Here is a 22,583-nt window from a genome sequence, read left to right as displayed (position 1 = left end):
TTTTTTATTGTCGATTCAAAAGAATCCATTTACTCCGTTACTTATTGCAGCAAGGTTTTAATATTTTCCCCGGCCGATAACGCGACATAATTGCCCAATGAGCGATAAACCTCAAATTGCGTCTCATCAAAATATTGATCGTTGGTCGATTCATGCGGATAACACGGGTTAGCATGGCGATAATAACGCAAATACTCCGGCTCATTACCGGTAAACGAGAGTTTTAAATAAAGTAAGCGACCAATTTCGCCATTGCTGTACTCAATAATTCCCTCTGCATAATTGGTAGGTGAAAAGCCATTGACCGGGCGAATATCATTAACATTTAGTTTTATGTTAATGCCAAAGTCGATGGCCGCATAGCGCTGCAGCGTCACTAGCCCTGCAAAATCCATCGTTGGATCGGCTTCGGCATCAATGCAAATAATGGTTTTGCATTGACGCTTGAGCAATTCATAAACGCCCAAATTTTCCAAATGCCCACCATCTGAACAATTGACGTACGCTGTCCTCTCACTCGCCGCACCGAACGCTTCTCTGATTAAATAGGAAAGCCCCGGAGGCCTAAAGCGAAATAAAAATTTTTCGGCGCTGCGTTTGAATTTGTTAGGGTTTGGCAACCAATAATTTAAGCGCGTATTCAATAGGGTCAACAAAAAACGCAGTGGCCTGACGGTACCAACCCCCATATTCGGCGAAACAGCCGCCGCTGAAATGGCCATCGCCGTTGCCAGATTGAAATGCTTGTCAGCAGCCTCTAATGAATCGGTTGGGCAGTAACCGGTAAAGTCGCTGCCACAAAAACGTTTGCTCAATATAAACGGCATGGAGCGGCGGGAACGCAATTGCGGATTGTCGCTGCCCTGTAAGTTAAGCGTAGTGTTAATAATATGGTAGGGCGCACTGCTGCGCTCTCCATTTAACTCGCTCATTTTTAATTTATCGTTATGACCAAGCTCGCCATCTTGAGAGGTAAGTAAAAATGTGCGACTAAGCCTATCCCGATAAAAGGGGTGTAGTGAAAAACGGTTAATACTGACAAACAGAGTGTTATAAAACCACACCACTAACCCCATCAAATAAATCCACCACTCTGCATTGCCGCGGGAAATTTGCAATTGACTGATGCGCAGCATTTTTCGATTGGGTGGTAAATTTAAGGATTCAGCAAGATCCCAAGCACCCAGAGTACGCAACATAAACCCGACGCTCAATTCATCCACGATGGCGATATCGATACTGGAATTCTCATCCGTCGTGAAGGCGCTGCTATTAGCAAGCTCAGGGCATTCAAAATGAATATTGTGATCCCAATAGGAAGTCACTCGGCAACTCTGGGTATTAATATATTTCTTATTAAGAATAGGTACTAAATAATTATGCAATTGCGATGCTATTTCCGGGTTCAGCTCGCTCGCTGCAACATAGATTAACCGGGGCGCAACGGAATTCGCATAATAATTGATTACCCCGGAGGCATCGCTGGTATGCCTCGGATCGATGATCTTTCGCGTAGTATCGGTGAGGTCATAGCTGTAAGGTGTATTCACCGCCTGAATGCAAAAAAACAAATACATTAATATCAGCAGTAGCGGCGCAAACATACTGCTCAAAATCAGGATCAATTTTGCCCGCAACTTTATATAGCCAACTACAAATGCAACCAGAAGTGCGCTGGATGTTATGGCGATTGAAGTGGAATAGGTTTCCGCAAAAATTTTAAATTCCGTCACCAGCGCGGTCGCGTTGTAGCCAGCGACGTTGCGTAAAAAATGCAGCAGCGGAATAGAGATAACTGCCGATATGGCGATGACGGCGTAAAATACAAACCGCTCATCCGCGCGATCGCGCCCCAGCCAACTAAGCTTATCTTTGAACATGGGGCGCAGAATAAACCCGAGCAACAGAGGAATTATTCCCATAATTAATGGGAAGAAAAATTGTAGTTCAGCACTGAAGCGCCCAGCGACCTCCAAAAACAATTCAGTAATAAATACCGCGAGTATGACCATAGGAAAAAAGGTCAACACACTACGCAATGCCCCTTCAATAAATAAAATGGGAATTCGCAGCTTGCGCGCGAAACCATTAGTACGCAAATATTCGCTGTAATTGCGAATGTGATTGAGCGCATCGGGTTCATGGCGACCATTTTTATCGGTAAGTTTATGCAAGTTTTCTGCATCATCTTTTGCCAGTGCGCTGACACAACTACCAATATACCCTCCCCCAGAAACGGTTGAGAGGTAATCAATTTTTGAAAACCATTTGTGGGAGATCAAATACTGGATAACACCCAGGCAAAATGACGCCGAGCGAATTCCGCCCCCGGAACAGGCGAGCCCCACCAGATTATTACTGGTGCTAAAGCTATTTTCTAATGCGAGGGTATCTTTGTTGCCAGGGCAATTTGCCCGACGTTTGCCGATCTCATGCAGCTCCGCTGGAAACACTTCCTCCTGGAATATTTCAGTCTTTAAAGGGTGACTCATGGTATGAATATCCTTTTTAATAAATGCTATTGGTTTACCGTTTCTACCGATAAAAAGATGAAGAAACCTCAAAGGTCGTCCATGAGTAGCCGCGGCCTTGAGTAAAAAAGGTAGATACAAACTAATTCACCCGGTAACTCGAAGCGACGCAAGCCTGCCCCTAGATAGGGCAAAATAACGATTAAATGGTTAATTTTCGTGAGGAGGTGTGAATAGCCCGCCCCGATTCAGGCATAATAAGTTTAAACAACTACAAGCTCTATAACAAAACATAACAGCATAACAATAAACGCAACCCCAATGCCTATAACCCTTTACCGCACAGTGGCAACCAATACCAACAAATCAAGAGCGGTCTGGTTGGCGGCACTATGCATTGGCTGTGGATACTATTACTAGCGCTCGTTGCCAGTGGACGTCGCCAATCAGCAAAAACAAGAAGCTGCGCTAGTATTGAATAACCCAATTAACCAACATCACTATTTCTTCTACGAGAAACTTCAATGAAAAAATTCTTCCAATACAGTTTATTGTGCGGATTCGCAATCGCTCCCTCACTGTGGGCCGCTGATGTGCAACAACTGCCAGCCCACGTAGGCGGCCGAGTGCTGGAAAGCATGGCTGCCGATGGCAGCAAAGCCTATGAATACTCCTGGCCTGCTGTATATTTTGAGACGGCATTTAACGGTGATTCACTAAGTCTGAAGTTTGATGACGACCAAAATAATTTCCAATTAATTGTGGACGGCGCAGCGCCAGTCGCCATTAATAAACCGGGCAAGCAGGACTATCAAGTTCCCAATCTCAGCGCGGGTAAACACACAGTGCGGTTGGAAAAAATTAGTGAGACCCAATCCAATAGCGGTCGCTTCCTCGGCTTTTATTCCGATGACAAACCAGTAAAACTGCCGGCGCGCAAACGTCAAATTGAATTTATCGGTGACTCTTACACCGTCGGTTACGGGAATGTATCCTCAAGCCGCGAGTGTAACGATGCACAGCTCTTCAGCACCACCAATTCACAATTGGCCTTTGGCCCACTGACCGCAAAACATTTTAATGCAGATTATCAAATCAACGCCTCTTCTGGTTTTGGCATAGTGCGTAATTACAATGGCCACTCCCCCGAGAAAAGTTTAATTGGCTTGTACCCCTTTACGCTCCACGCCAACAACTTTGTGTACAATAGCAATTGGCAACCGCAAGTTGTTGTGATCGGATTGGGGACTAATGATTTCTCCACACCGCTTAATGCCAATGAACGCTGGAAAACGCGTGAAGAATTGCAGCAGGATTACATCCACAAATACACCGAGTTTGTAAAATCGCTGCAACGTAAAAATCCTAAAGCAGAATTTGTGCTGATGGCATCTGACCATGTGAATGGCGAAATTGCCAATCAGGTTGCCAAGGTACTGGAAAACTTGAAAGCGTCAGGCATGAAACGCGTCGACTTCATTAAGTTTTCCGGGCTTGATTTGCAAGGCTGCCACTGGCATCCATCCGCCAAGGACGACCAGCTGTTAGCTGATTTGATTATCAAACATTTACAAAACAAAAAGGTTTGGTAAGCGCGGCACTCGGGTAGAATGACTTAACACTATAAAAACGGGGCTCACAGGAGCCCCGAACTTAATCGCATCGGCAAATGCATCGGTCAGCACTATTGAATTCACGGCTAATCACCCATTAGCCAGATCATTAATAGCTGGACGAGAATTATGAAAACAATATTCACCACAGCAGCCCTGCTTCTTAGCGCACTTTACGCATCAACCAGCCTCGCGCAAAATCCGTTAAATTTTGGCAACAATATTCGCACGGCAGACCCCTCCGGCCATGTGTGGGCCGATGGCAAGATGTATCTCTACACTTCACACGATGAAGAGTGCCAGTTGGATTTTCACATGAAAGACTGGTACGCCTTTTCATCAGCGGATTTAGTCAATTGGAAAAACCACGGGCCAATTCTGAAAATTAGCGATCTCACTTGGGCAGACAATTTCGCCTGGGCGCCTGATGCGGCCTACAAAAATGGCAAATACTATTTAATTTTCCCCGCCGGTAATGGCTACAAAGATCGCGTCAACCCGGAAAAAAGCACCAAGTGGATGGGCCTCGGCGTCGCCGTAAGCGATTCCCCCACGGGCCCGTTTAAAGATGCAATTGGTAAACCTTTATTTACCACCCCCTACGCCAATGACCCGAGCCTGTTAATCGACGACGACGGGAAAGCCTATTTGTATTTCCACGGCATGAATGCGGACTATCAAGTCGCTGAAATGGCCGACGACCTGCTCAGCATTAAAGGCGGCTTACAAAAAATGGACATGGGCGGCTACGAGCCCAAAATGGAAGGCCCCTGGGTATTCAAACGCAACGGCATCTATTATTTCACCATGCCCGAAAACAACCGCAGCCTCGCCTACTACACCGCGAAATCGCCCAAAGGCCCCTGGAAATATCACGGGATTTTTATGGAAGCCGAAGGCGGCAACAATCACCACTCCATTGTTGAATACAAAGGCCAATGGATTCTCTTCTACCACCGCTGGTTAGACACCCCGGAAACAAAATGCACCAAAAAACAGCGCCATGTTGCGGCAGAATATTTGCACTTCAATGCGGATGGCACGATTCAAAAGGTCGAACGAACTGATGAAGGTGTTGGGGATTTTCCGGAAACAGTTGAAAAACAGAAATAAAGAGCCTGTAAAAAATTCTGTGTAACTGCCAGCTCAACGATAATCCATCAATCGCTCATCAAACACAATCATAAAATGATTGAGCGCTGCTCTCCAATTGCGAATGGGCATAGTCCATTTTTTGGAGGCATCCTGGATTGCCAAGAAAATCACTTTCTTGGCTGATTCATCCGTTGGAAATAATTTGCGCTTTTTGATTGCCTGACGGATTACGCTATTCAGCGATTCAATCGCGTTGGTGGTGTAAATTGCGCGACGAATGTCTTCAGGGTAAGCAAACAAGGTGCGTATATTTTCCCAATGGGTATGCCAGCAGCGACTAATTTGCGGGTACTTTTCATCCCAGCGCGCACCGAGCTGCGCGAGCGCCAGCAGTGCCTCTTCTTCAGTGATGGATTGGTAAATTCGCTTCAGGTCTGCCGTAACGGCTTTGTAGTCCCTCCACGGCACGTATTTCACTGAGTTGCGTACCATGTGTACGATGCACAGTTGAATCTGCGTTTCGGGAAAGGCCGCGTTAATCGCCTCCGGAAACCCTTTTAGCCCGTCAACGCATGCGATCAAAATGTCTCGAACACCGCGATTCTGTAGCTCCGTCAGCACGCCCAGCCAAAATTTTGAGCCTTCATTTTCCGAGAGCCACATGCCTAATAATTCTTTCTGGCCCTCCATGGTAACGCCCAATGCAAGGTAAATGGATTTGTTGATAACCTGCTTATCCTGGCGAATCTTTACCACGATGCAGTCGAGATAAACAATAGGATAAACCGAATCCAGCGGGCGCGATTGCCATTCGACGACCTGCTCAATAACAGCATCTGTCACTTTGGAAATAAGAGTAGCAGAGACGTCTGCACCATACATGTCCTTGAAAGTGGCTACGATTTCGCGGGTGGTCATGCCCTTGGCGTAGAGGCTTAGTATTTTGTCATCCATCGACGTAAAGCGGGTTTGGTGTTTCTTCACCAACTGCGGCTCAAAGCTGCCTTCGCGATCACGCGGCGTTTTGAGCTCCATCTCACCGTCTTCCGTTTTCAGGGTTTTGGTGGTGTAGCCGTTGCGGCTATTGGCAGCACCTGATTTTTGGTGTTTCTCGTAGCCAAGATGGGCATCAAGTTCACCGTTGAGAGCTGCCTCAACGGTGATTTTGGTGAGCATTTGACTGAAGTCGCTCAGGTCTTTCTCAGTCTTCATGTGCTTTGCTGCTTCGCGCGCAAAGGCTTCAAGGTCTTTTTTGTTCATACTGTTTATCCTGCCTATATGAGGTTAATGATAAACAGTTACACAGATTTATTTACAGTCTCGAAATAAAGTAATTCTTAAAAGCGACGGAGTTTATCCGCCGCTTTTATTTTCCCATTGAGTTAAATACCTAGTCCGGTTGCGCGCAGCTCAATTGAACTTCCAATACCCCAGAGCTAATCAGCTTCTCATCTGTAGCCAATGGCAAGTACTTTTTACCTGCTTTTGCGAAATTGATTTTTCCTCCCATCAAAAAGCTACTGTAACCGTCTTTTTTGGCGCTCACTGTAAAAGAACTAAATGCGGACTTGCAGCCACACTCACCAATTGACTTATTTAACTCAACCTCAAATGACAGTAGAGGAATATCCGAATCAGGGATAAATTTCCAGTTTTTGATCTGCGCACAAGCAGATAGTTTATTATCAAAGCCAATATTTTCTTCACCCAGGGCAAATACATGTACAGAAAATAAGGCCGAAAAAAGTAAACTATACTTTAGTACCGCCATTAGTTGGCACTCCTTTTTGATAAGCCACTTTCACAACCAAAAAAGACTTTCCACCATTCTTACTGACCTGCCGCAACAATGGAAAAATTCGACGCTCTACTTCAATGCACCCATGGCTATACCCCTTGGAAGAATCATGCAAATAGAACCCACCTCTCATAATTGGTGAACAACGAATTTTTGTACCTGAATCTGCCGGCTCCATTCGCGCACGATTATTTCCCCAATTAATCCAAAATTGTTCACAGTCGCCAGCCTCAACTCCTCGCGGAATTTGTTGAATTCCCCAAGCCGGACTAAGAGTACACGATCCAGTTCCATCATCTTTGGCAACACCTTTATTTTCCAGGTAAATTTTATAAAACCCTTCAGGTATTGGCCCACTCTCGGGGACACAGTAATAGTCCGGCTCTTGATAACCAGGTAATCCAGACGTTGCCTTAAAAGCACCTTTTCCTGACCATACTATTTTCTGTCCATCATAAATCATGTCGCTAATCATGCATCCCTCTCCCTAATTAACATCAACCAATAGAACGTTTATTTTTAATTGGAACCAAAAATAAAGTTGTGATCAACACAGCATATTTACAACCAAGCGCAAGATACCAAAGTAAAGTATTACCAAATACCCAGTGAATGTCGCCTTACCTATCAAATCAAACCAAACCATACATCAAAAGAGCCTCAATTCATCTCCAAATGCTCCATTTTCCTCTATTAGCTTGTTATAACTATCTATAGCCACCTTGTTTTGCTCATACCATATGAGCTCCCTCTCGTCATTGAATTGCGGAGAGTTTCCATCAACAGAACGGCTTTCACTAGAATTTTTGGTCGTAGTCATAGCTTCATTTTCAGCACTTTAACTGTGTAACCTCTATAATTGAGCAATCGACAGGCAACATGTAACATCAAACTAAAGTATCGAGATTAATGGCAATGCTTGACATAAAAGAAAGAATAGAAGTGATAAAAAAATTAGTTAGCCAAGATTCGGAATGCAGTTTGACATATGCAGCGTTAGAGTGTCGACTCACTATCGAATACATTGCATACGAAAGATTTAAAGCGTCGTATGCCTATTTATCACCAAAAGAACTTGAAGGATGGTCGCCAAGAGATGTCGTTCGACAGGTGGCAGCAGATGTAAACGACACAGTTTGTGATCAAGTTACATTACATATAAGTAAACAACCAATTACTGGGACTCCACCATCCACATTAGAAGAGTATGAATCTTTAGATTACATACCGATAGGAACTCAGGCAGAACTAAAACTAGGCAAGCTGCATAGTCTTTGGCATGGAGTTTCAAATACTGCATTGCACATACCCATACCTACAATCAGCACTGAAGCCATGAGCATTTATGGCCAACTAGATAAAATAAAATCTAAAGTTCAAGATGTAATTGATTTCCTATCAGATTTACAGACAGGCAATATGATACTAGGCGGCACCAAAGAGAAAACTTACAACTTTTCTTGTGATTCATGCAGGATAGAAATTAAAAAAACAATAAAATCAATAGGCCGCAAAAAAATAATTCATTGCATAAACCCAAAGTGCAAGGAAAGTTATTTAATTGAAGAAGATAGCAAAACAAAAGAACTCTTCTATTCAAGAAGAGTTTTTGTAGTGGATTGCAAATCCTGTGGCCAAAAACATGAAATCCCAACAAATATATTCAAAGGCCTCAAATTTGAAGAGGCGCTCAACATTCAATGCAGCAACTGCAATAAAACACAAGTTATTATTATGCGCCCCATGACAAAAATAGTCTCAGATTAGTGTAAAAACGCCGCAAACTAGCGGCGTTTTTTACCACCAAGTATAACTAAACCTTATTCCCCAGTGGTAATTTGGTGACCGGCTTTCCAGTCGCTGCAAATAATGCGTTAGCTACTGCGCCGGCAATGGGAGGCAAGCCGGGTTCGCCCACGCCAGAGGGAGCTTCCGCCGATGGAACAATATGCACTTCCACCTTGGGCATGCTGGCGATGCGCATCAATTGGTATTGATGCAAATTGGTTTGCTCCACCACACCATTTTTCAGCGTGACAGCTTCGCCCAGTGCTGCACTCAAACCCATACCTATACCGCCTTCCATTTGCGCGCGAATTACATCCGGGTTGACTGCTACACCGCAATCTACCGCGCAGACTACGCGTTCCACTTTAAAACTTTTATCCGCATTTACGCGTACTTCCGCGACCTGTGCCACCCAGGTACCGAAGGATTTATGCACGGAAATTCCACGCGTGACGCCCGCAGGCAGAGATTTTTTCCACTCGGCTTTTTCCGCCACCAAATTCAATACGCCTAGTGCACGCGGCTCGCTCGCGAGTAATTGGCGGCGAAATATCACTGGATCTTTTTTCGCGGCTTTGGCCAATTGATCAACAAAGGTTTCTACCACAAACGCATTGCCAGAGTGCCCCACTGAACGCCACCAGAGCGTAGGGAGTTTTACCGCCAACTCGGAGCCCTGCACTTGCAAATGATTTATGGCGTAATGCATGTCTTCTATGCCCTCCACCACAGTGCCGTCCACCGGGCCTTTAACCATACCTTCAAAAGGGGTACCGCGTAATATGGACGGTGCCACCGCATGGTGTTGCCACACCAGTGCGCCATCATCCGCCACAGCGCCGCGAATATGGTGTACCGCCATGGGGCGGAAACGCGCATTTAAAAATTCATCTTCACGCGTCCATACCATTTTCACCGCGCGCCCCGGAATTTGTTTGGCGATATGCGCTGCGTCCACCACGTAATCACTAGCGCAAGCCCGACGACCAAAACTGCCGCCCGCAAATACGCTGGTGATTTTTACTTGCTCGGGTTTTACTCCGGCAACGGCAGCCACTTCATTTTGATCAATAGTGGGCATTTGGCTTGCCGCCCAAATTTCCACCTGGGTTTTATCCATTTTAATAACACAATTCATCGGCTCTATCGGTGAGTGTGCTAAATAAGGCAATTCATATTTTGCCTCGATAATATTTTTTGCAGATTTTAAACTTGCCGGTGCGTCACCAGTGTTTTTTACCACATGACCTGCTTTATCCGCTTGCGCGTGACTTTCACTGTAGAGCAGATCGCTACCGCGTGTTTCACAGGCCGACAAATCCCAATCGATCGCCAACAATTTACGCGCTTTATTAGCAGCCCAGAAATTTTCCGCTATCACCGCTACTCCACGCGGAATTTCCACTACTGCAACCACGCCGGGGGACGCTTTGGCTTTACTGGCATCAAGTTTTTTCACCTTGCCAAAATATTGCGGCGGATAGGCGACCAATGCGGTCAGCATGCCGGGCAACTGAATGTCCTGGGTATAAACCGCTGTGCCATTGGTTTTGGCATGACTGTCTTTACGCGGAATGGATTTGCCGATTAATTGAAAATCCTTTGGATCTTTCAACGCCGGCTGCTGTGGAGTTGCCAGCGCCGCAGCTTTAGCTGCAAATGCACCCAACTCGCTGGAATGCTTGCCATGGCTGATAATGCCATTTGCAATTTTTACTTCCGCTGGCGGTACTTTCCATTCAGAAGCGGCCGCGGATTGCAGCATTTCACGCGCGGCGGCACCCGCTGAGCGCAATTGTTGCCATGAGTTAGCAATTGACGACGAGCCACCGGTACCTTGCATTGGGCCCCAAAAAACATTGTTGTAACGTTGAGCATCGGCCGGTGCAAATTCAAATTCTACTTGTTCCCAACGCGCACCCACTTCTTCAGCAATCACAGTGGCAAGCCCAGTGCTCACGCCCTGCCCCATATCCATGTGTTTGATGGCTACAACCACTTTGTTATCGGCAGTAATTTTTACAAACGCATTAAACACCGGCGATGCTTCTGCCGCCAGCGCAGAAGGTGAAAGGCTAATTGAACCGCAACCGATCAGTAAGCCGCTGCTCACTGCGGTCGCTTGTAAAAATTGACGGCGCGATAACTCGAGTGATTTTTTTTGTTCACGCAGTGCACATTGTTTATCGAGGAAATTCATTACACATTTCCTCCCGCTGCTTTGGGTGATTTTGCCATTGCATCTACCGCCAAATGAATAGCGCCGCGAATACGGTGATAGGTAGCGCAGCGGCACAAATTACCGGACATCGCTGAATCGATTTGTTCATCTGTTGGTTTTGGATTGGTCTGCAGTAACGCCGTTGCCGACATTATTTGTCCTGATTGGCAGTAGCCACACTGAACCACATCCAACTGTCGCCACGCCTGTTGCACAGCGTTGAATTCCGGTGAGTTGATCCCATCAATTGTCTGGATATTGGCACCCGCTAACGCGGAGATAGGCATACTGCAAGAGCGAATCGGCGTGCCGTTCATATGCACAGTGCAGGCACCGCACATGGCGATACCGCAGCCTAACTTGGTGCCGGTCATTTTTAATTCATCGCGCAATACCCACAGCAAAGGTGTATCTGGATCCAGCGTTAACTCATGCTTTTTCCCGTTAATCGTAAGCGAAATCATAAAGGGCTCCTTTATTGGCGATGCATTTAATTTGCAAACTGAATTGTTTTAAAACGGATTAGTTAAACGGAAACTCCCGCTCCATATCGGCCGGAGTATCTATATCAAACTCTGCCGACGGCATAGGAATTGCCAACACATGTTCTGCCTGCTGAAACAATAATTGTTTTGCGCCCCGATCACCGGAGCACGCCAATAAATGCGCTTTAAATTCTGCGGGAAATATCGCTGGTACACCCAGCGTATCGGCAAAACTGGCGCAGACAATTTGTGTTGGGCTTGATTTCCAACAGCGATATAACCGCAATAAATCTGCGGCACTGACTTGAGGCTGATCACCCAGTAGAACGAGTACCGGATTATCATTATTTACTTGCGCAACACCATGAGCTAATGAATGCCCCATGCCCAGCTGCCAGTCATCACAATAGGCGATTTCCAACTTGCTCACTGCCAATGTCGCACAGTAATCGGTCAACTTGGCGTGACTGGCACCAGTTACCAGAACAATGCGTGCCGGCGTAACCGCGTGCGCCGCATCCAGTATATGAGCGATCAGCGGCTGGCCGAGATAATCCGCCAGCAATTTGCAACTACCAAACCGCGTTGCGGCGCCTGCGGCTAAAATAACGCAGTCAATTGCCATAACCACTCCGAAAAACTAGCTGTTCGCAAGACTGTGCGTGATCACAGATATTTGCTGCCCGGCAAACATACTCAAGGGCAGCGCGCTGCTGCCAAATAAACGCGCGTGGCATTCCGCCAATACCGAAAGCGCAATACTCTCCGGCAAGTCACCGCCCAGCGCCAAACCCATGGGGCCAGCCACGGGATAACACAATTGCATTTCAGTTAAACCGGCGAGCGCAAGCACCTCCGCTTTACGCTGCGCCGGCCCCAGCAACCCAATATAGGGATTCATTAAGTCACAGGTTTGCAAATGAGCAATGGCCGCTGCATCCAATGGCATATTGTGATGGGCGATAACGACAGCATCCACCCCTTGTAAATACTCAACGGGGATATCAACAACCGACTGAACAACGACCGAAACTCCATCGGGAAAATTGTCGCACTTTTGCGGCGTAAGGCGCGCATCGGCCACAGAAACTTGCCAACCCATCGCCAGTGCCAGATGGCATAACGGGATCATATCCACCCCATTACCCAACACCAACAAATGCGGTAAAGGATTAATCAATGTGGTTAATTGCGTGCGACCATCAGTCGACAAATGTCCGCATTGACGCAACGTAAAATCGCGCGCACAAGGAATAGCGCGCGCTGTTGCAGAATCCAGGTCGAGCGAAAATTCGCACGCTCGATGTTGTTGCAAACACTCAAACACTTCCATTAAGTGTAAATAGCTATTTTCCGCATTGCAGGGATGCAGCAGAATTTCCGCGGCACCGCCACAGCCAATTCCCAAACGCCAGGCAATGTTATCTTCATCGGTTGCGTCATAAACGACTCGGCGCGATTTACCCAGCGCAATCACCTTGCGCGCCTGCAATAGTAGATCTGATTCTATACAGCCACCGCTTAATAAACCGAATTGATGACCTGCATCACTCAACAACATGAGCGCGCCGGTTTTACGATACACAGAACCGCGCGTGTTGATCACGGCCCCCAGCACCCAATTGGCAGAATCTTTTAACGGTAACCAGCGGGCGAGCAAGTTAAAAAAGTGATTGGAATTATGGAAGGACATAACAGCTTCCTTGTGGAAAGGCACCAGAATAATCCGATTAAGGGGGAAAGGAAGTATGGTTTACAAAACTAAACAGCGCCATGACAAATGCAACTAACGCACGCTGAAATGAGCACTAAAAAGCATTAAGTTGCTGATGATTGGGTTTACCCAAGCTGCCGTCATCATCCGGATTTTCCAGCTCGATAATTGTGCGCTGCGCTAAATTCAAGCGTTTCAGTCGCTCACCAAAGTGTTCGCTAAAAATACGATCCATCTCACCCGACGCCTTAAGCTCGCGCAACCCTTTGGTTAAGCGCTCGGCCAACAACGGCTCAGTGGGACTAACATAAAAATAAACCGGTAAAGGCATGTACAACAGCAGGGATTTTTCCGGCACCAGATAGTCCACCGCCATGCCATCTATTTCATAGGCATCATCAATTTCAATCGCGCTTAACGGAACAAAGGCATAGCGTTTGCCCGCTAACATTTTCAACATTATTGACAAGTTAATGGTCTCGATCACCGAAAAACCATTGTATTTATACACATGCCCCTCCCAACCTTTGCCAAAACCCATGGGCAAATAACGCAAATCCGCGAGCGAATCAATGGATGAAAAGCGCGTTTGATTTTCCTTGCGGATTAACAAAATGCGATACCCCATAATGCCGTTAAGAATAGGAACATCAACGCGCAGCAATCCCTGGCGCGGCCCACCCTGCACCGGAAAGCCCACCAAGCGATCAATATTTAATTTCTCGCCACTGATTAATAATTCATGCTTGCGCTCGGACGCCAACGCCTCTTGGGAATAAACCACGCGATAGGGGCCATAATCGCTTTCGGTAACCCGCAGCGCCGCCGTTATCAAAACCAGATAATAATCTTCACGGATGGCGGAATTGTTGCCTAGGTACTTTACGAGTTGCGGCTCAGCCGGGGTCGATCGCACAGGCGCAGCGCCACCCTCAGCCCAACCCGCGAAGGCGGCCAATAGCAGCAACAGCAATCTACATCTGATCAATAAATACATCCGGCCCCTCCGGAGCAAACCTATACATAATCCTAGCAGGCACTCAATTCAACACTACAGGCTATTTACGTCTGAAAAGAACAGGTTCAATGACAGGAGGATATAAACGAAGATGATTCAGGCGCACTATACTTTTGAGATCTTCGTTTATCTGAATGCCAGCGCAGGACCCCGGCAGGATGAGCTCGAGAAGACACCACGACTTTGGCCAGCCCTTACTTGCATGGATTGATTATGGCGCTTTTCGACACGATTCACACCATAGGTTCCACCGTATATTTTGTGCTTGCGGTTCTGCTGGCATGGCTTAGCCGCACCCCTCGTACTAACCCCGGCGCCGGCTTTTGGGCGCTTGCAATTTTTCTCGGCTTTTGCGGCCGCATTGCACTCCTGGCTTTGGGGCCGATCACAAATTCGCAAAGCACTGAAATTATTTATGCCGGTATTATCGCGCTCGAAAAATATTTTTTGCTGCTGGGCGCGTTTAAGTTCCTCAACAGAGAACACTATTCCCGACCATTTTCATTGTTTATTCTCGCCGGAGTCATGTGGATCGTCTGCTATTGGCTAAATATTATTGACCGCATTCAATTTGCGGTGGGATACGGCATTTTTAACAGCAGCATTTTACTATTATTTGCCATTATCGCTTACCGTGAACGCCACCTGGTAAGCCACCCAATTTTGTTAGCGACCGCGATCATCTGTTTTTTGTTTGCCGGTCACTGGTTAACTTACCCGGCGCTGCATTTGTACACTGGCTGGGCGGTACCTGGCTTTATTATTGGTACCACGCTGGTGTTGTTGCTGTATTTAACACTCACGTCGGCAGTGCTAATGCAATTTCAAAAACGTTTGCTGGATGCGGAACAAAATGCACTCGACATGGCCTACCACGACCCACTCACCGGGCTAAACAACAAGCGCTATATGAATACTTTGTTTGAGCAAGCGCTGGTGCTCGCCATGCGGCCCCATCAATTACTCGCACTGATTTATATTGATCTGGATAATTTCAAACCCATTAATGACACAGCCGGTCACTCGGTCGGCGATGAGGTTTTAAAAATTATCGCCAAACGCTTATTGGATCACACCCGCAGCACAGATATTTGCGCGCGCGTCGGCGGCGATGAATTTGTGGTCATCGCCACGCAATTGGAAAGTGCCGAGCACGCCAAACAAATTGCCAATAAAATTCTCGAACAATGCTGCGCCGACATCATCGTCGACCAACACATCTACCACTTAGGCGCAAGCCTCGGCGTAAGCATCTACCCCAGCCACGGCAACGACCTCACCCAATTACTACAACACGCCGATGAAGCCATGTATAAAGTGAAAAAAAATGGCAAGAGCGGGTTTCAGGTGTTTGCGGGTTAGACTTGTCTATTCGCCGCTTGCAATAGCATTTAACTTAACGGCAAGATCCGCTTTTTACCCAAACAAGGATTGAACACTGTAATCCAATGGATTAGGATTGTCTTTATGCACACTATCGTTGAACTACCCGAGTTTATTCGCCAGTCACAGGGGCTGTTTGCTGAAGATGAGAAGCGCAGCCTTATCAACTATTTAGCTACCCATCCCCAAGCGGGAGATGTGATTCAGGGAACCGGCGGAATCAGAAAGCTGCGCTGGGCCATGCAAGCTAGAGGCAAAAGTGGCGGGGCAAGAATTATTTACTACTACCACAATGAAAGCATTCCACTGTTTTTACTGACGGCTTTCGGCAAAAACGAAAAAGCCAATATCTCGCCCGCTGAACGCAATGAATTGGCCAAATTAACTAACCTGTTACGCAAGCACTATGGGGCAAATCATGAGTAACGCATTTTCCAGTATCAAACTGGGACTAGAAGAAGCTATTGAGTTTTCCAAAGGCAATACCAACAAAGCCGTTGTGCACGAATTCAACGCAATTGATGTAAAAAACCTGCGCAATAAAATTGGCATGTCACAAAATGAATTTGCATCGGCTTTTGGCATTAGCGTAGCAACATTACGCCACTGGGAAAGAGGGGATCGCTCACCACATGGGCCGGCGTTGGTGTTATTAAATGTGGTAGCGAAAGAGCCGCAGGCTGTTTTGAGGGCATTGCAATCCTAGTATTTCAACTCGTTCCTACTAAAAACAAGGAAATTTATGAACAACAAGCAGCTCACCAAATCAAATAACAAAGTTATTTCCGGCATATGCGGTGGCATTGCTGAGTTTCTCGATTGGCCAGCGAGTAAAGTGCGCTGGCTGTGGGCATTAATCACGATTTTCACCGGCGGCACACTAATACTTGCCTACATCCTCTGCATTTTTGTTTTTCCCAATCCTCCCAAAGAATTTGATTTGAATGATTTTCGAAAGCAGTGATTCTCTTAACTTTTAAGTGCTCTCTGATACGGTATAAATCTAAAACTACAAAGGCGCCAATCGGCGCCTTTGTTTTATCTAGAAAAAAACTCACTCCATCTTAAAAAACGTTTCGCGGTAGTGAACCAATTCAGCGATTGAATCGCGGATGTCATCCAATGCTAAATGTGCGCCGGATTTTTTTACGCCGGCGATGACATCCGGGCGCCAGCGGCGGGCGAGTTCTTTGATGGTGCTTACATCCAAATTGCGGTAGTGAAAGTAATCTTCCAGTTTGGGCATGCCGCGCACCAGGAAGCGGCGGTCCTGGCAGATGGAGTTGCCGCAAATGGGCGATTTACCTTTAGGGACCCATTGCTCCAGGAATTTAATGGTTTCAGCTTCCGCTCGCTCTGCGCTGATTTTACTCTCGCGCACGCGCTGGGTAAGGCCGGATTTGCCGTGTTGGTTGGTGTTCCATTCATCCATGCCGAGCATGACGCTGTCGGGTTGATGAACCGCAAACACCGGGCCTTCCGCGAGAATATTGAGGTTGGCGTCGGTGACGATGGTGGCAATTTCGATGATCACGTCGGCGTCCGGGTTGAGCCCGGTCATTTCCAGATCAATCCAGATAAGGTTGTTTTCGTTGGGGACGGGTGTTGTCATAGGTTATTCCTCGCAAATCAGGCACAATGCTTGCCAGACTAAACCATAAATCGCCCGCTAGCCAATTCAGGACCCGAAAAACCACGCATGTCCAAACGCAAACTGACCCGTCGCCAGCAATGGCGCATTGAGAAAATTCAGGAAGAACGCAGCGCCCGCGCCGCGAAACGCGACCAAATCGCCGATGAACAACTCAACGATACTGAATTGGGACCGGAACAACTCGGCCTAATCATTACTCACTTTGGCACCCAGGTAGTGGTGGAATCCACGGAAGGCGAAAATGCAGGTCAGCACCAGCGTTGCCATTTCCGCAGCAATCTGGGCTCGCTGGTCACCGGCGATCGCGTAGTGTGGCGCGCAGGCAACCCCACCGGCGTTGTGGTCGCTGTAATGCCGCGCGATTCAGCGCTGCAGCGCCCTGACCCCCATGGCGATATGAAAACCGTCGCCGCCAATATCGATCGCATCATGATTGTGGTCGCGCCCTATCCGGAACCCCACGCGAATTTAATTGATCGCTACCTGGTTGCTGCTAACGCAATTGACATGGAACCTGTGTTAGTTATTAACAAAATCGACCGCATTGACGATGCAACGCGCGAAAAAGTTACTTACCTGGAAAATACCTATCGTGATTTGGGTTACACCGTGTTGATGGTTTCCACCAAAACCGATCACGGGCTGGATTCGCTGCGCGATTATTTAAAAGATTACACCAGTGTATTTGTGGGCCAATCGGGCGTTGGTAAATCATCGCTGATTAACGCGCTCCTGCCGGATTCGAACTTGCGCGTGGGCGACTTGTCTGAACGACAACAAGGCACTCACACCACCACCAGCGCCATGCTGTTGCATTTTCCCGCCGGCGGCCACTTAATCGATTCGCCCGGCATTCGTGAATTCGGCTTGTGGCACATGGATGAAGATGAAGTGCTGGACGGTTTTATTGAATTTAAACCCTTTATCGGTCATTGCAAATTTCGCGATTGCTCGCACCGCCACGAACCCGGCTGCGCGATTTTGAAAGCGCAGGATGAAGGCAAAATCAGCGAAACGCGCATGAGTTCTTATCGTTATATTTTGCGTACATTAAATGAAAACTAAGGAGTAATAATATGGCACTCCCTTTTGTTATAGAACCGACACAACTCGCGGCACTGCTAGCACAACCAATTAATAGCAAATTATTAATTATCGATATGTGCGCTGAGCAAACGTACCTGCAAGGCCATATCGACGGCGCTATTCATGTTCCGCCCGCAAAAATTCTCGCCGCTGAGCCTCCCATCCCCGGAAAAATTGCCTCAGTAGAAAAATTAAACCGCGTGTTTTCGTTTTTGGGTTTAACGCCTGAAACCCACGTTGTGGTTTATGACGATGAAGGCGGCGGCTGGGCCGGCAGAATGATCTGGACGCTGGATGCGATAGGCCATAAACATTATTCCTATTTAAACGGCGGATTGCATGCCTGGTTGGCATCAGGGCAATCGGTAACGCAAGAAATTCCGGTCGTTACTCCATCCAAGGTGGAAGTAAAAATTGACCCGAACGTGGTGATTGAAATTCCCGATATTATTGGCGAAATGGATCGCGCGGATTTTGTCGTTTGGGACGCGCGCAGCCCACAGGAATACGCCGGCGAAAAAATTACGGCACAGAAAAATGGCCACATGCCAGGTGCCATTAATTGCGATTGGATTAATTTAATGGATCGCAACAATTCACTGCGAATTCGCACTGACGCGCGCGATTATTTAGCGAACCTCGGCTTTACCGCCGACAAACGGATTATCACCCACTGCCAGAGCCACCATCGCTCCGGGTTTACCTATTTAGTGGGTAAAGCAGTGGGATTAAATATTCGCGGCTACCATGGTTCATGGGCCGAATGGGGCAATCACCCAACCACACCGGTAATAACGAGCGAAGCCCAGGTTGAATCCACCTGACCCTGACCCAGCGAGTGGTTAAATCGCGCCGGCTCTACTAGAGTAAAAGTCATCTCCCTGGAGGACTTTACTATGGTAGCCAGGCTCCTGTTGCTGGTCAGTATGCTTGCTTTTGCCGCTGGCTGCGCGGAACAAAAACATCCACCATTGAAAGTAGGTTTTAACACCTGGCCTGGCTATGAATTTATTTACTTAGCGCAGGTCAAGGGGTTCTACGAGCAAGCGGGTGTTGACGTGAAGCTGGTAGAGTTGAATTCTCTGGGCGATGTTCGCCGCGCATTCGAACGAGGACAGATCGACATTATGGCCAGCACCTTGGTGGAGCTGGTCATCGCAGCAGAAAGCAGCGGTCACAAGCTTGCCCCTATTGCGATTACTGATGCTTCCAAGGGTGCAGACAAGTTAATCAGCACCACATCAATCACTAGCCTGGCAGACTTGCGCGGCAAGCGTGTTGGCGCAGAGCCGGGCACGGTAGATACCCTCGTCGTCGCCGCCGCAATGCGCTACGCGAATCTCGACATGCAGAGCACTACATTTGAATTCGCCTCTCAGGATGATTTGATCGCCAAAATTCACGCTGGCGAAATTGATGCGATCCAAACCTATCCTCCCTACGCCACCAAGCTTTTAGACACCCCCGGTTTCCACGTACTGTTTGATACACAACAAATACCTGATGAAATCTTCGATGTCTTGTCGGTAAAGCAATCGTTAATCAACGAACGCAATGAGGATCTGCAAGCGTTTTTAAGGGCCTTTTTTCAAGCTGTCGATTACTATTTTCAACATCCACAAGAGTCGGCCCAAATTATGGCGCAACGCGAAGGAATTACCGCCGACGAATTTATAGAAGCCATAAATTCGATGCACATTTTCACGGCCAACGAACAGCTCGCCGCATTGCAAAGTCCAAAAACTGAAAAGGCCATTCAATACACGATAGACGTGCTACATACACACGGATGGCTTGCGAACCCTGCCACCGCCAAGGATTTTAGTATCCCGCTAAAATGACATCATTTACCTCGTTTACACAACGCATTAATCGCCGCCTGGCATTGCAAATTCTATTGCCGTTGCTAAGCATATTTTTATTAATGGCGATTATCGGCGGAACGGCCATTAACGCATCGGTAGAAATTAGTTTGCGCGAACAACTTGTTGAGCGTGCGCATATCGCTGCAGATAGCGCACAGTTTGCCGTCGAATCTGCAAACACGCTGGGCACCATGCAGCGTTTTGTTTCTGCCCTGGCCGCGGAGGATGAGTTTCGTTCAGTGACGGTGATGGCGGGGAACCCACTTAGAATTGTTGCATCCAGCCAAATGAATGAAGTTAACAAACCTTTGTCCGCATTTAAGAATTCACCAAAAGCAGAAATACTCAAATTAAGCTATGAACTCAGACAAACCCCACACCATAGATTTCAGGACAATCAATTTTTGTATGGCAGTAGTGTCTTGATACTCGGTGTTTCCGAAAATGGGTTGCCGCTCGGCGCTGGCGCGGTAGTGCTGGAGATGAAACCGCAACATTATCGATCTGCAAAACGTTTTGTTTCAAGCACGCTGATATTAGTTATGCTCACAATTCTGGCGGTTATTCTGGTATGTACACTCTACTTACTACAACGACTTATTTTGACTCCCCAAAAAGCCTTGCTACAAACCCTGGACCGCCGAAAAAACAATGAAAAAATTCTCTGCCCTGTAAAGGGAGAAAATGAAATTAGCGCGATATCGCAATCACTCAATGAACTTTTTCTAGCAACGGACCAGGTAGATGAACTTAAAACGCAATTCGTATCTACCGTAAGTCATGAGCTGCGCACCCCGCTCACATCAATTCGCGGTGCACTGGGTTTAGTGCTAGGCGCCTTTGCACAAACGCTAGATCCGAAAATCAAAGAACTGCTTGCCACCGCCGATAGAAATGCGGAGCAGCTAGCGAGGCTAATTAATGATTTACTCGATCTGGAAAAAATGGCCAGCGGAAAAATGACATTTACCATGGAGGATTCGAACCTTTGCCAACTAGCCCGGGAAGCGATTACCAGTATTGAACCCTACGCGGAAAAACACGGTATCAAATTGCATTTCAACGCACAGAACATACAACAATTCGCCGAGGTGGACAAAACGAGAATCTTGCAGGTTTTGTTTAATTTACTATCCAATGCCATTAAATTTTCGGCTGACGGACAATCAGTGATTTTATCGCTGCAAGAAAATCCGCAATATCATCAGTTTAGTGTCAAAGATTTTGGGCGAGGAATTCCCGAAGAGTTTAGAGCAAAGATGTTTCAGCGATTTGCGCAAGCGGATAGCACTGATGCACGCGAAAAAGGCGGCACTGGGCTCGGCCTTAATATCGTTCAAATGATCGTTCAAGCACACGGAGGCAAGGTGGAGTTCTTTAGCGAAACCGGCAAGGGAACTGAGTTTTTTATCAAACTTCCAAAACATCTGCCTGCGGCGCTTACCGCCGCAGGCGAGAAGAGTTAACCTAACTTGCGACGACGCGCCACACCCAGGCCGAGCAAACCCAAACCCAACAACAATAACGCCGAAGGTTCTGGCACGGTAACAGGTGGTTGCGGAGGAGTAATGCCGTGTACAGTTTGCAAATTACCGGAAATACCGGCCCCTAAAAAGCGCACGCCATTTAGGGTTAAACCGTCACCCAATTGGAAATAACCATCCGGTGCGATGTATGTGCCTTGCATACTGCCAGCAGCGACATTTACGTGGCCGCTATTCAATACGCCGTGCACGTTGAACAAAACATTATCCGCTGAAATACCATCGAGAATAATTGCGGCACCACCGCCGAGAATAAAACCAAAAAAATCCACGTTTACAATAAACACATCATCGGCGTTGCCTTTCAGCGTCAGGCTTTTGCCCGCACTCAAATTCAATCCGAGAATGTTAAATACCGATACGTCGCCCTGACGATTAAAGGTTTGCGTAGTGTTAATATAACCGGCATTCACACCAGCAAGCGCCTTGGCAGTTTGCGATGCACCTTTAAGATCGGCGTAAAGCGCATCCCAAAAGCCAGCGCCCTGAACGGTTTTTTCGCCATCAATACTGGCACCGGGGTTCTGTGTGAGCGAGCCGAAATCTGCATCGCCGTGAATCACTGAACCGTGAGCCATATTAAGCGTGTTGCGCACCCCCACATTACCGTAGATCTCAGCTTCTGACCCCAATTCCAGGTTGCCGTACAGCGGTTGGCCGTACCAGATATTGGTGCCGTGCGAGAGCAAGGTGTAATTGCTGGCGTTACCCAAATCCACCGGTAGCGCAAATACCTGGGCAGATGCCAAAGCGAGGGTCGCTGTGGCTAATTTGATGAATTGTTTAATCACGGAGGTTTCCTTTGGTTGATTTGACCTAATGAGTGGTTTAACCCTGCTTTTACTGTA

General features: G+C 47.2%; 23 protein-coding genes. 11 read left to right on the top strand and 12 right to left on the bottom strand.

The window, feature by feature from the left end:
* Positions 1–41: 41 nt before the first annotated feature.
* The gene (locus tag D0C16_RS20045) at positions 42–2,492 is read right to left on the bottom strand and encodes a patatin-like phospholipase family protein (protein ID WP_151033981.1); all 2,451 of its coding nucleotides are present in this window, start codon (positions 2,490–2,492) and stop codon (positions 42–44) included.
* A 503-nt stretch (positions 2,493–2,995) separates the two neighbouring features.
* Here D0C16_RS20045 and D0C16_RS20035 point away from each other — a divergent pair.
* A complete protein-coding gene (locus tag D0C16_RS20035; RefSeq protein WP_151033979.1) occupies positions 2,996–4,063 on the top strand; it encodes an SGNH/GDSL hydrolase family protein in 1,068 nt (355 codons plus the stop codon).
* Positions 4,064–4,213: 150 nt separating this feature from the next.
* Complete coding sequence (locus D0C16_RS20030; protein WP_151033978.1) at positions 4,214–5,197, top strand: family 43 glycosylhydrolase; 984 nt, start codon at positions 4,214–4,216, stop codon at positions 5,195–5,197.
* Positions 5,198–5,230: 33 nt separating this feature from the next.
* On the opposite strand, the gene D0C16_RS20025 is transcribed toward D0C16_RS20030, so the two are convergent.
* From D0C16_RS20025 to D0C16_RS24805, 4 genes are all read right to left on the bottom strand, one after another.
* The gene (locus tag D0C16_RS20025; RefSeq protein WP_151031701.1) at positions 5,231–6,439 is read right to left on the bottom strand and encodes an IS256 family transposase; all 1,209 of its coding nucleotides are present in this window, start codon (positions 6,437–6,439) and stop codon (positions 5,231–5,233) included.
* 130 nt (positions 6,440–6,569) lie between these two features.
* On the bottom strand, positions 6,570–6,950 hold the full coding sequence (locus tag D0C16_RS20020) for a DUF2195 family protein (RefSeq protein ID WP_151033977.1): 381 nt from the start codon (positions 6,948–6,950) through the stop codon (positions 6,570–6,572).
* Positions 6,931–7,452: a tlde1 domain-containing protein gene (locus D0C16_RS20015; protein ID WP_151033976.1), complete on the bottom strand. Its 522-nt coding sequence runs from the start codon at positions 7,450–7,452 to the stop codon at positions 6,931–6,933. Before D0C16_RS20015 ends, D0C16_RS20020 begins: the two co-directional genes overlap by 20 nt.
* A gap of 174 nt (positions 7,453–7,626) precedes the next feature.
* Positions 7,627–7,797 carry a type II toxin-antitoxin system CcdA family antitoxin gene (locus tag D0C16_RS24805; RefSeq protein ID WP_151033975.1) on the bottom strand — a complete coding sequence of 57 codons (171 nt, stop codon included), beginning with the start codon at positions 7,795–7,797 and terminating at the stop codon, positions 7,627–7,629.
* Between the two features lie 89 nt (positions 7,798–7,886).
* Here D0C16_RS24805 and D0C16_RS20005 point away from each other — a divergent pair, with 89 nt between their 5' ends.
* Positions 7,887–8,744, top strand: a complete 858-nt coding sequence (locus tag D0C16_RS20005; RefSeq protein WP_151033974.1) for a hypothetical protein — start codon at positions 7,887–7,889, stop codon at positions 8,742–8,744.
* 46 nt (positions 8,745–8,790) lie between these two features.
* On the opposite strand, the gene D0C16_RS20000 is transcribed toward D0C16_RS20005, so the two are convergent.
* From D0C16_RS20000 to D0C16_RS19980, 5 genes are all read right to left on the bottom strand, one after another.
* On the bottom strand, positions 8,791–10,965 hold the full coding sequence (locus tag D0C16_RS20000) for a xanthine dehydrogenase family protein molybdopterin-binding subunit (protein ID WP_151033973.1): 2,175 nt from the start codon (positions 10,963–10,965) through the stop codon (positions 8,791–8,793).
* On the bottom strand, positions 10,965–11,450 hold the full coding sequence (locus tag D0C16_RS19995) for a (2Fe-2S)-binding protein (RefSeq protein WP_151033972.1): 486 nt from the start codon (positions 11,448–11,450) through the stop codon (positions 10,965–10,967). The genes D0C16_RS20000 and D0C16_RS19995 overlap by 1 nt, the downstream gene beginning before the upstream one ends.
* A 58-nt stretch (positions 11,451–11,508) precedes the next feature.
* Complete coding sequence (locus D0C16_RS19990; protein WP_151033971.1) at positions 11,509–12,096, bottom strand: NTP transferase domain-containing protein; 588 nt, start codon at positions 12,094–12,096, stop codon at positions 11,509–11,511.
* Positions 12,097–12,111: 15 nt separating this feature from the next.
* The gene (locus D0C16_RS19985; protein WP_151033970.1) at positions 12,112–13,164 is read right to left on the bottom strand and encodes an XdhC family protein; all 1,053 of its coding nucleotides are present in this window, start codon (positions 13,162–13,164) and stop codon (positions 12,112–12,114) included.
* A gap of 115 nt (positions 13,165–13,279) precedes the next feature.
* Positions 13,280–14,173: a transporter substrate-binding domain-containing protein gene (locus D0C16_RS19980; RefSeq protein WP_191968563.1), complete on the bottom strand. Its 894-nt coding sequence runs from the start codon at positions 14,171–14,173 to the stop codon at positions 13,280–13,282.
* 243 nt (positions 14,174–14,416) lie between these two features.
* Here D0C16_RS19980 and D0C16_RS19975 point away from each other — a divergent pair, with 243 nt between their 5' ends.
* The 4 genes from D0C16_RS19975 (at position 14,417) to D0C16_RS19960 (ending at position 16,550) form a co-directional block, all read left to right on the top strand.
* Entirely contained in the window at positions 14,417–15,565 is a 1,149-nt protein-coding gene (locus tag D0C16_RS19975; RefSeq protein WP_151033968.1) for a GGDEF domain-containing protein, read from the top strand.
* Positions 15,566–15,670: 105 nt separating this feature from the next.
* Positions 15,671–16,012, top strand: a complete 342-nt coding sequence (locus tag D0C16_RS19970; RefSeq protein ID WP_151033967.1) for a type II toxin-antitoxin system RelE/ParE family toxin — start codon at positions 15,671–15,673, stop codon at positions 16,010–16,012.
* Positions 16,005–16,292, top strand: coding sequence for a NadS family protein (gene nadS / locus D0C16_RS19965; RefSeq protein ID WP_151033966.1), 288 nt, complete (start codon positions 16,005–16,007; stop codon positions 16,290–16,292). Before D0C16_RS19970 ends, nadS begins: the two co-directional genes overlap by 8 nt.
* Before the next feature lie 36 nt (positions 16,293–16,328).
* Positions 16,329–16,550 (top strand): PspC domain-containing protein, encoded by a 222-nt coding sequence (locus D0C16_RS19960; protein ID WP_151033965.1) that lies wholly within the window; start codon positions 16,329–16,331, stop codon positions 16,548–16,550.
* A gap of 90 nt (positions 16,551–16,640) precedes the next feature.
* Here the strand turns inward: D0C16_RS19960 and orn are convergent, their stop codons facing one another.
* Positions 16,641–17,198 carry an oligoribonuclease gene (gene orn, locus D0C16_RS19955; RefSeq protein WP_151033964.1) on the bottom strand — a complete coding sequence of 186 codons (558 nt, stop codon included), beginning with the start codon at positions 17,196–17,198 and terminating at the stop codon, positions 16,641–16,643.
* A gap of 87 nt (positions 17,199–17,285) precedes the next feature.
* Here orn and rsgA point away from each other — a divergent pair, with 87 nt between their 5' ends.
* The 4 genes from rsgA (at position 17,286) to D0C16_RS19935 (ending at position 21,657) form a co-directional block, all read left to right on the top strand.
* A complete protein-coding gene (gene rsgA, locus D0C16_RS19950) occupies positions 17,286–18,305 on the top strand; it encodes a small ribosomal subunit biogenesis GTPase RsgA (RefSeq protein WP_151033963.1) in 1,020 nt (339 codons plus the stop codon).
* An 11-nt stretch (positions 18,306–18,316) separates the two neighbouring features.
* Positions 18,317–19,150 carry a sulfurtransferase gene (locus tag D0C16_RS19945; RefSeq protein WP_151033962.1) on the top strand — a complete coding sequence of 278 codons (834 nt, stop codon included), beginning with the start codon at positions 18,317–18,319 and terminating at the stop codon, positions 19,148–19,150.
* 72 nt (positions 19,151–19,222) lie between these two features.
* Positions 19,223–20,167: an ABC transporter substrate-binding protein gene (locus D0C16_RS19940; protein WP_151033961.1), complete on the top strand. Its 945-nt coding sequence runs from the start codon at positions 19,223–19,225 to the stop codon at positions 20,165–20,167.
* Positions 20,164–21,657, top strand: a complete 1,494-nt coding sequence (locus D0C16_RS19935) for a cell wall metabolism sensor histidine kinase WalK (protein ID WP_151033960.1) — start codon at positions 20,164–20,166, stop codon at positions 21,655–21,657. The genes D0C16_RS19940 and D0C16_RS19935 overlap by 4 nt, the downstream gene beginning before the upstream one ends.
* Here the strand turns inward: D0C16_RS19935 and D0C16_RS19930 are convergent.
* Entirely contained in the window at positions 21,654–22,526 is an 873-nt protein-coding gene (locus tag D0C16_RS19930; protein ID WP_225318774.1) for a PEP-CTERM sorting domain-containing protein, read from the bottom strand. The genes D0C16_RS19935 and D0C16_RS19930 overlap by 4 nt on opposite strands.
* Between the last annotated feature and the right edge of the window lie 57 nt (positions 22,527–22,583).

Origin of the sequence: Cellvibrio sp. KY-GH-1, from assembly GCF_008806975.1 — a bacterium.
Classification (GTDB): Bacteria; Pseudomonadota; Gammaproteobacteria; order Pseudomonadales; family Cellvibrionaceae; genus Cellvibrio.
The sequence above is the reverse complement of the archived record's forward strand: the minus strand, read 5'-3'. Positions and strand labels throughout refer to the sequence as shown.